Raw genomic sequence first — 10,504 nt, forward strand, 5'->3', positions numbered from 1 at the left:
CGCCACGGGTGTGACGGGGGCGTCGCCGCGGGCGGGTGTGGATCAGTGGTGGGCGCTCGCGCCGGATGTGGCGAGCAGTTCCACCTCGGACAGCGTGGTGGACGTGCCGCCGTTGTTCGCGGTCACCACCAGGCGGTATGACGAGTAGTCGCCGGGGTGGGCGACCTCGAAGGGACGGGTCTGGAGGCGGTCGTCGAAGGTCCGGCCGCTGCGGGTGTCGACGGTCGTCCAGTGCTTGCCGCCGTCGACGGAGCCCTGGAGCTGCCAGCTCTTCGGGTCCTGGGCCGCGGTGCTGCCGGAGGTGAGGGTGTAGAAGGTGGCCTTCTGCTCGGCCGACTTGCCGCTGCCCTGGTAGGCGTAGCTGATCTGCGGGGTCGCGGTCGGGAAGGTCACCGCGGTCTTGGAGGTGTTGTCGAACAGGCCGGCCACGTCGGTGCCGTCGGCCGCCGAGCCGGTGCCGAGACCGGCTCCGGTGGTGTCCGCGAGCGGCTTCGGGGTGCCGCCGGCCGGGGTCAGCGAGGTCTGGACGGCGTTGCTCCCGGTGCCCCACTTGGAGGGCTTGGAGCCCATGCTGAAGTCCAGCACGGCGCCCTTGGAGAGCTGGTCCTGCGTCAGGTAGACCTTGTTGTACGGCTTGCCGTTGACCTTCAGCGACTGCACGTAGACGTTGCTGCGGCTGTTGTTCGGCGCGTTGACGGTGATGGTCCTGCCGTTGTCGAGGCGGATCGTCGCCTTGGTGAACAGCGGCGAGCCGATCTCGTAGTTGCCGCTGCCGGTCTGGAGCGGGTAGAAGCCGAGCGCGCTGAAGATCTGCCAGGTGGACGTGGCGCCGTTGTCCTCGTCGCCGGGGTAGCCCTGGCCGATCGAGCTGCCGTTGAACAGCCGCTGCTCGATCTCCCGGACCGCCGCCTGGGTCTTGGCCGGCGCGCCCGCGTAGTCGTACATGTAAGGGATGCCGTACGACGGCTGGTTGCTCATGCCCAGTTCGCCCATCCGGACGTCACGGGCCTCGATCATCTCGTGGATGGTGCCGCCGTACGAACCGGTGTCGCCCTGGGCGGTCTCCTGCGTGCCGAAGAACGTGTCGAGCTTCTTCTCCATGCTCTTCTGGCCGCCGTACAGCGAGGTCAGGCCGGCCGGATCCTGCGGCACGGTGAAGGCGTAGTTCCAGCCGTTGGACTCGGTGTACTCGTAACCCCAGGTCTTGGGGTCGTAGTCGGAGTCCGCCACACGCCAGGAGCCGTCGGCGTTACGGCCCTCGAAGAAGCCCACGTTCTTGTTGAACAGGGTGGTGTAGTTCTGCGCGCGGGCCAGGAAGTACGCGGACTCCTCCTGGTAGCGCTCGCGGTCGGCCTTGGAGGTGCCGGGCGCCGTCGCGAGCTTCGCCGCCATGGTGCCGATGCCGTAGTCGTTGACGTAGCCGTCCAGCGACCAGGAGACGCTGCCGTCCACCGCGGTGTTGGTGTAGCCGGTGAACTCGGAGGTGTCGATGCCCTTGCGGCCGGTGCCGGAGTTCGGCGAGACGGTGGTGGCGTTCTTCACCGCCGCCTCGTACGCGGCCTTGGCGTCGAAGCCGGTCACGCCCTTGGCATAGGCGTCGGCGAAGGCGACGTCGGAGCTGGTGCCGGTCATCAGGTCGGCGTAGCCGGGCGAGGACCAGCGGGCGGTCCAGCCGCCGTCCTTGTACTGCTGCACGAAGCCGCCGGCCAGCTTGCCCGCGGTGTCGGACTCCAGCAGCGAGTAGGCCGGCCACTCGGTGCGGTAGGTGTCCCAGAAGCCGTTGTTGACGTAGACCTGGCCGGGGACGACCTTCGCGCCGGTCTGCGTCGGGGAGCTGGGGCCCTGCGGCGAGAACGAGCTGGCGTAGCTCCACACCGGGTGCGCGTTCGTCCCGGTGTTCTCCGAGGCGGAGTTCGGGTACAGGTTCATCCGGTACAGGTCGGAGTAGAGCGTGGTCAGCTGGTCGTCGCCGGCGCCCTGTACCTGGACCTTGCCGAGCTTGGCGTTCCACGCCTGCGCGGCGCGGTTCTGCACGGAGGTGAAGGAGGTGCCCTGCGGGATCTCCTGGTCCAGGTTCTTCTTCGCCTGGTCGGCGCTGATGAACGAGGTGGCGACGCGCATGGTCACCACCTTGTTGCCGGAGGTGTCGAACTGCGCGTAGCCGGTGACGTTGTCGCGGCCCTGGCCGGTGGTCTTGGTGGCCGTGCCGGGCGTCCGGTCGAACTCGGCGTGCACGTACATCCGGCTGGCGCCGGTGGACAGGCCGCTCTTGTGCTCCGACCAGCCGTCGAGGGTGCCCTTGGCGGCGTCGAAGGTCAGGCCGCCGTTGTTGTCGATGTTGTCGAAGAGCAGGTCACCGGTCTTGCCGGGGAAGGTGAAGCGGAGGATCGCCGAGTGGTCGGCGGGCGCGAGCTCGGCCTTGATGCCGTCGGTGAACGTCACGCCGTAGTAGTCGGGTTGGGCCACCTCGTCGGAGTGCTTGAAGGGCAGCGCCCGCTTGGTGCGGTCCAGGTCCGGGGTGCCGGCCGCCGCGGAGGGCATCACCTGGAACAGGTCGCGGTCGCCCATCCACGGGCTGGGCTCGTGGCTGATGCCGAGCGCCTGCAAGGTGGGCAGGTTGTCGGCGTTGTTCTGCGCCGCGTAGCTGTACTCCCAGCTGTCCGAACCGGCGTCGGTGACCGGGGTGTAGAAGTTGAAGCCGTTCGGCACCGCGGTCAGCGGCAGGTTGTTGCCGCGGGAGAAGGACCCGGAGGAGTTGGTGCCGCGCCGGGTGTCCACGTGCTCCACGTAGCTCTTGGACGTGTTCGCCGCCGGGGCCGCGCCGATCGTCAGGTCGTCGATCCAGCCCTTGAACTGGGTGGCGGCGCCCGCTGCGGCGCTGCCGGCCGGGTCGTCGTAGCCGAGCAGGATGCGGTCGATCGTCTTGCCCGCGGCGACCTTGCCGACGGACGCGGCGACCGCGTTCCACTGCGAGGCGTAGAGGATCTTCGAGTCGCCCTGCGCCCGCGGGCTGAGCGCGACGCCGTTCGCGTCCTGCGCGCTGTTCCGCAGCTGGCTCAGGTAGCTGCCGTCGGTGAAGTGCAGGTCGACCGAGGCGTACGTGCTGGGGTACTTCAGGTCCCCGCCGGTCAGCTCCGGGAATATGTCGTACGACAGCCGGGTGTCACGCGCGACCGGGATGTGCACGTCGTAGAGCTTGTTCCAGGCGTGCACCGCGCCGGACGCGGTGTGGGTGCCGGCGTACTCCAGCGCCTTGGCGCCGGTGAAGCCGACGTTCGGCTTGACGTCGGGACCCGAGGACGGGCCGCTGCCCACGTCGGTGGTCATGCCGGCCACCGGGGTCGGGGCGGCGGAGCCGTCGGAGAGGATGAGGTCGGCGAGCTGGGTGGAGCCGGTGTCGCCGCTGTTGGCCGTGACGTCGAGCCGGTAGTAGCGGTAGGCGCCGGGGTGGGCCACGTCGAAGATGTCGGACGCGAAGCGGTTGCCGAACTTCTGGCCGCTCCGGCTGTCCACGGTGGTCCAGTTGGAGCCGTCGGCCGAGCCCTGGAGCTCGAAGTCCTTCGGGTCGCGGTCCGGGCTGTCGTTGGCCGAGGTGAGCGCGTACTTCTTGACGGTGACGTCACCGCTCAGCTCGTACTGCAGCCAGCCGGTGGTGGCGAAGGTCAGCCACTTGGTGTTGGGGTCCTCGTCGGCGGCCATGCCGGCCGTCTCGTCGGGCGGGTTGTCGGAACTCGCCGTGACCTTGGCGATCTTGTCCTTGATGCTGCCGGCCAGCACCGGCACGGTGCCGGCGGTCACGCCGGCGACCCACGCCTTGCCCTTCGCGTCGGTCTCCGAGGTGCTCGTCCAGGTCGGCTGCGGCTGCCCGGACTCGAAGGACGTGGTGAAGGCCGGCGCGGGGGCGTGGCCCGCGCCGTGCGAGCCGCTGCCCGCGGCGTGCGCGAGGCCGGCGGCGGGCACGGTCAGGGCCATGGACACCGCGGCTGCCAGCAGTGATCTGGCGAGGGTGCGGCGGGATCGGCCACTTCTCATGAAGGTGCTGCCTTTCTGGTTACGGCTCCAGGTACTGACCGGTGCCCCGCCCGCTCGCACGGGGGTCGCGGACGAACGGGGCACCGGCAGGTATATGACGGTCGGTCGGGCGATCAGGCGGCGATCAGGGGCGGTCGGCCTTGATCAGGCGTTGTGACCGCTGATCGCGTACAGCGCCAGGTTCGTGTTGTCGGGAAGGGTGAGGGACTCCGCCGTCCTGCCGCTGTCCAGCGGGACGGAGATGTGCCAGAGGTTGACCGCGACGCCGTCCGGCGCGCCGTTCTTGTCGTAGCGGCTGTCGGCGTGCACGGCGACGTCCTCGCCGAGCCGTGGGGAGCCGGCCGCCCAGTCGGTGGCGTTCAGCGCGAACTGCGCGCTGCTGCCGTCGGTGTAGCGCACCGTCGCGGTCGAGGTGACGTCGCCGCCGTGCGCGGCGAGCAGCACGTCCAGCCCCGAGTAGGCGCGCGACATCAGGGAGACGGTCTGGCCGTGGGCGGTGACGAAGTTCTTCGCGGTGCCGGAGGTGTCGGGGAAGTCGTAGGCGCGGCCGGCCAGTACCCCGGTGCCGGGCGTGGGCATCTGCTCGGCGGGGTAACTGGTGCCGGTGCCGTCGAAGTCCGCGCCGGGGCCGCCCGCCGCGCTCACCCCGTCCACGTCGTACTGCGCGGACAGGTCCTGCGGGCAGTAGCCGCCGGTGCCCTGGCAGCCGGAGGTCGTCACCGAGACCGGTACGGTCCTGGTCGCGGTCGGGCCACCGGCCTGCGTCACCTTGACGGTGACCGGGTAGGTGCCGTCGGGCGTGCCCGCCGGAGCGGAGACGTGCAGGGGCACCACATGGGTGGCGGGCAGGGACTTCGACTCGACGGTGAAGGACGTCCGTGCCGGGTCCACGGTCAGCGGCCCGGTCCCGGAGACGGTCACCGAACCGGTCACCTTGCCGGGCCCGGAGAGCACCGCGGCCAGGTCCACCTCGGTGGCCTTGGCCCCGGCGAGGATGCCGGGCGCGGCCGGGTTCACGGCCGCGGCGGTGTGCCGCCGGGTGTCGGGCACGTGGTCCAGGGCGGGCGGGGCGGCCGACTTGGCGGTGCCCCAGGTCGAGGGCTTGGTGCCGAGGGTCAGCGCGAGGTCCTTGCCGGCCTTGATGTCGGCGGTGGTGAAGTAGGTGCGGGCGAGTGCCTTGCCGCCCAGGCGCGCGGACTGGATGTAGCGGTCGGTGTCGCTGCTGCCGGGCGCGGTGACGGTCAGCCGGGCGGCCGGGTAGTACTTACGGTCCAGGCTGAGGTCGACCCGATCGAACAGCGGCGTGGACACGCCCCACTGGTCGGTGCCGGGGGCCATCGGGTAGATCCCGATCGCGGACAGCACCTGCCAGGCCGACATCGTGCCGAGGTCGTCGTTGCCGGTGACCCCGTTGGGCGCGTCGGTGAACAGCGTCAGCGCGGCGTGCACCACGTCGGTGGTCTTCCACGGCTGCCCGGTGGACAGATACGTGTACGGGGCGCTGAGGTCGGGCTCGTTCTGCGGGTTGTACTTGTCCTGGTTGTAGTACGAGTAGGGGCCGTTGACCCACACGTTCCGGGCGGTGCCAGCCGGGTCCTTGAGCAATTGGTCGTAGGCGAAGAAGGAGTCCAACCGCGCGTTCCCGGCGGAGGTGCCGCCGATCTGGTCGAGCAGGCCGGGCAGGTCCTGCGGCACCAGCCACATGTACTGCCAGGACGTGCCCTCGTGGAAGCCGACACCGGAGGCCGGGTCGGTCGGCCCGACGAACGCGCCGTCGGTGTCGCGGGCCTGGAAGAAGCCGGTCGCCCGGTTGAGGATGCTGCGGTAGTTCTGTCCGCGGGTCAGGTACTTGGCGGCGTCCGCGGTGTGGCCCAGGTCGCGCGCCATCCCGCCGAGCGCCGCGTCGGCGAGCGCGTACTCCAGCGTCGCGGACGGCCCGTGCTGGTAGTCGTCGTCGCCGGGCTTGGTCTGCGGCCGGGTCGGGTCGTACGGCACGTAGCCGTTCGCCAGGTACTCCGGGTCGGCCAGCCGGTCGGCGGACGGCGAGGAGGCGGGCGCCGCGTGGTCGACGTGCTGCTTCAGCACGCGGTACGCCTCCTGCTCATGGCCCTTGAGCAGCCCCTGCCGGTAGGCGTCCACCAGGAAGGGGGTGACCGGGTCGCCGGTCATGATGTTGGTCTCGACGGTGCCGTAGCCCCAGCGCGGCAGTTGCCCGCTCTCGTCGGCCACCCGCAGCAGCGACAGCGCCATGTCCCGGGACTCGCTCGGCGCCAGCAGCGACAGGAGCTGCTGCTGGGTGCGGTAGGTGTCCCACAGCGACCAGTTCTGGTAGTAGGTGATGCCGTCCGCGGGGTGCACCCTGCCGTCCCAGCCGGTGTACCGGCCGTCCACGTCGTCGCCGACGTTCGGGGCGAGGAAGGACCGGTACAGCGACGAGTAGAAGGTGCGCTGCTGCTCGTCGGTACCGCCGGTCACCCGGATCTGCGCGAGCCGGTCCTGCCACGCCTGCTTGGCGGCGGCACGGGCGCGGTCGAAGCTGCCGCGGCCCTCGGCGGCGAGGTTCTTCGCGGCGCCGGCCGGGCCGGTCCACGACAGCGAGGTCACGGCGGTGACGGCGCGGTCCTTGGTGGTGTCGAACCGCACGTAGGCGCCGCCGCGTCCGGTGGAGGTGGACTTGGCGCTGCCCGCGGTGACGGTGTCGCCGTTCCAGGTGCCGTAGGAGGCGAAGGGCCGGTCGAAGCGGGTCTCGGTGTAGAGCGTGTACGGCTTGGTGTCCTGGCAGAAGCCGCTGCCGGTGATGGCGGTGAGCACGGTGCGGTCGTCCACGACGGTCACGGTGCTGCTGGTCACCTTGTGCAGCGCCTGGCCGCTGTTCAGCAGGACGTTGGCCTTGTCGGTCGCGGGGAAGGTGTAGCGCTGCCAGCCGGTGCGCGCGGTCGCGGTCAGCTCGGCGGTGATGCCGGTGCCGAGCTTGACCTGGTACGACCCGGGCGACGCGCTCTCGTCGTCGTGGCTGAACGGTGCCGCGTACCGCGCGTCGTCGGTGCTGGTGATGTCACCGGTGGTGGGCAGCACCGGCAGGTCGCCGCCGAGGCCGCAGCCGACGCCGGACAGGTGCACCGAGCTGAAGCCGAGGATGTGGTCCTGGTTGTAGTCGTAGCCGGTGTTGTGGCCGGTGTCCGGGGAGAGTTGGACCATGCCGAAGGGTATGGCGGCGCCGGGGTAGGTGTTGCCGTCGTCCTGGGTCCCGATGAACGGGTTCACCAGGTGGGTCAGGTCCCCGCCCGCGCTCGCCGTGCCGGCCGAGGCGGTCTGCGCCGGCAGTGCCGCCGCGAAAGCCGCGGCGAGCGCGACCACTGCCGCGGTGGCCGCTCTTCGCAGCCGCGTCCGTCGGGTCATCGTGTACTCCAGTTCGTTGACAACGTTGTCAGCTCTCTGCGCGGGCCGGGCCTGGTGAGATCCGGGGCGCGGGGCATGCCAAGAATGACAGGAATCCTGACGACGAAGGGCTCCGGCGTCAAGCGTTCTGCACCTGACGGACGATCAGGGGCCGTGCACCGCCGCCTCGTCCATATCGATTCAAGCCTCGTTGCACCCGAGGCGCGCTCCGAAGTCTCGCCCGGCGCGACACCTGGACGGGGCTTGGATGTGCTTGTAGCCTCAAGCCGCACTCGGTCGTTGAATCGTTTCACGCCGCATTCCAGTCTGGAGCCGCCACCATGCCCAACACCCCTGCGGGAGAAGGCCCCCGCCCACCCGGACCGCAGCGCCGTACCGTCATGAAGGCCGGACTCGGCGGGGCCGCGCTGGCGGCCGCCGGGCTCACCTTCGGCTCCGCCGGGACCGCCGCCGCGGACAGCGCCCACCACGGCCCGGCGGGCACCCCAGGCCCGCACGGCACGGGCGACTGGCAGAAGTACGTCCAGGGCCCGTCCAGCCGGACCGTACGGCCGGTGAGCGTGCTGCGCAGCAGCGGCGCGGTGACCGACCCCCAGGCGCTGCTGGCTCCGGGCGGCGGCGTCACCGTGCTGACCCGCCCGCAGCCGGCGCAGCCGCCGCGCTGGCCGGACGGCACCACGGCGACCGCCTCGTCCTCGCACGCGCCCAACGGCGGCAACGACGGGCAGCCGCGCACCTACGACGCCGCCAACGCGATCGACGGCAACCCCGACACCTTCTGGAACGACGACACGATCGCGGCCTACCCCGACACCCTGACGGTCACCACGGCCGCGCCGCTGTCCCTGCCGGGCATCACCCTGCTGTCCAACTCCGACGGCGTGCCGTCCGACTTCACCGTCGAGACGTGGGACGGCTCCGCCTGGCAGACCGCCGCCACCGTCACCGGCAACACGTCCGTCCGGCGGGCCGTGCCCTTCGCCACGACGGTGTCCAGCACGCAGGTACGGATCAATGTCACCGCCGACCAGAGCACGCCCCAGGGCGAGTTCACCCGGATCAACGAGGTGTACCCGGGGCTGCTGCCCGACGACGACATCCCGCGGGTGGTGGTGGACTTCGGCAAGGTCGTGGTGGGCTACCCGCACGTCAACTTCGCCTCGGCCTCGGACAACTCTCCCGGCGTGCGGCTGGCGTTCTCCGAGACCGTCCAATTCCTCACCGACCGCAGCGACTTCACCCGCGCCGACCAGTCCGGGGTGCCCTCCCAGGGCACCGACCAGTTCGCGGTGCCGGCCGGCGGCGCCGACTGGAAGGACACCAAGGGCTACCTCAGCGGCACCCAGGTCTACGCCGACGGCCTGCACGGCTTCCGCTACCTGCAGATCAGCCTGGACGCGCTCGCCTCCGACGCGCCGGCCGCCCAGCCCTGGGGTGAGGTGTCCATCGACGCGGTGTGGCTGGAGTTCACCGCGTACCTCGGCACCCCGGACTCCTACACCGGCTGGTTCCTCAGCGCCGACGACGACCTCAACCGCTACTGGTACGGCGCCGCATACACCAACGAGCTGGTCACCGACACCTTCCGGTCCGACGACATCGACCCCCGGGGCGCCGACAGCCCCTCCCTGGACGGCAAGTTGGTCCTCCAGGACGGCGCCAAGCGCGACCGGGACCCGTATGTCGGCGACCTCGCGGTGTCCGCCCGCACCCTCTACCTCACCCACGACGACGCGGCCGCGGCCGCCCGCAACGTGCTCGCCGACCTCGCCGACCACCAGCGCTCCGACGGCTGGATTCCGCCGGCGTCGATCAACGGCTACACCCTGCCGCTGTTCGACTATCCGCTGTGGTGGGTGACTTGCAGCTGGGACTACGTCCTGCACACCGGCGACCGCGGCTACGCCACCGGCTACTACCCGCACCTGACGAAGGTGCTCGACTCCTGGTACCCGTCGGTGACCGACGCGGACGGCCTGCTCAGCAAGGGCCTGGGCGGCACTTCGGGGTACGGCGACTACGCCTTCCTCGGCCGCACCGGACAGATCACCTACTACAACGCCAACTACGTGCAGGCCCTCACCGACGCCGCCTCGACAGCGACCTACCTCGGCAACTCCGCCGACGCCGGCCGCTGGACGGACCGGGCGAACACCGTCGCCGCCGCCATCAACGCCCACCTGTGGGACGCGGCCGCCGGCGCCTACCTGGACTCCTCCAGCGGCCCGGCCCGGCACGCCCAGGACGGCAACGCGATCGCGATCACCGCCGGCGTGGCCGACGCCACCCGGGCCGCGTCCGCGCTCGCCCACCTGGACGCCACGACGGTACTGCCGTACGGCAACGCCTTCATGGACAACGACACCATCTTCGACGGCGCCTCGCAGCGGGTCTACGCCTTCACGTCCTACCCGGAGCTGGTCGCCCGCTTCCGCAGCGGCCGGGAGGACTCCGCGCTGGACCAGATCCGCCGCACCTACGGCTGGATGGACACCCACGACCCGGGCATCACCAACTGGGAGGGCATCGGCCCCGACGGGTCGCTGTACGAAGGCTCGTACACCAGCATGGCGCACGGCTGGTCGACCGGCGTGGTGCCGGCGCTCACCAACGAACTGCTCGGCGTCCGACCGACCGCGCCGGGCTTCACCACCTGGTCGGTGCGCCCCCGCCCCGGCTCGGTCGCCTGGGCGCGCGGCCAGGTGCCCACCCCGCGCGGCCCGCTCGCGGTGGACTGGCACCACCCCGGCCGGGGCACGTTCGCGCTGACCATCCGGGTGCCGCGCGGCACCCGCGGCAGCGTCGCCGTCCCCACCGACGGACGGACCGTCACCGTGCACGTCGACGGCAAGCAGGCGTGGAACGGCAGGAGGGCCAGGGCCTACGCCGCCCGGTGCCATGACGGGTACGTGGTGCTCGACGGGCTGACCGCCGGCACCCGGACGGTGTCCGTCCGCCCGGCCGGCTGACCGACCGGCACCGACGGCCGTCCCCGGCCCCACCTGCTCGGTCCGGGGACGGCCGCGGAGCCGATTCGGGGGAGGTCGGCGGGTCGGGGTCCGACGGGTGGGGC

Annotated in this window: 2 protein-coding genes and 1 pseudogene; 1 reads left to right on the forward strand and 2 read right to left on the reverse strand. The window is 71.1% G+C overall.

Annotated features, from left to right (window positions below; all coding sequences use genetic code 11):
* Positions 1-42 precede the first annotated feature (42 nt).
* Positions 43-4,032, reverse strand: a complete 3,990-nt coding sequence (locus tag AC13HU_RS21725; RefSeq protein ID WP_483043587.1) for a GH92 family glycosyl hydrolase — start codon at positions 4,030-4,032, stop codon at positions 43-45.
* A 1,056-nt stretch (positions 4,033-5,088) separates the two neighbouring features.
* Positions 5,089-7,431: pseudogene (locus AC13HU_RS21730) on the reverse strand (GH92 family glycosyl hydrolase); the annotation flags it as partial.
* 320 nt (positions 7,432-7,751) lie between these two features.
* Between AC13HU_RS21730 and AC13HU_RS21735 the strand changes: the two are divergent.
* Positions 7,752-10,400 carry an alpha-L-rhamnosidase-related protein gene (locus AC13HU_RS21735; protein WP_483043588.1) on the forward strand — a complete coding sequence of 883 codons (2,649 nt, stop codon included), beginning with the start codon at positions 7,752-7,754 and terminating at the stop codon, positions 10,398-10,400.
* Positions 10,401-10,504: the final 104 nt, after the last annotated feature.

This window comes from Streptomyces sp. NH27, assembly GCF_056859195.1.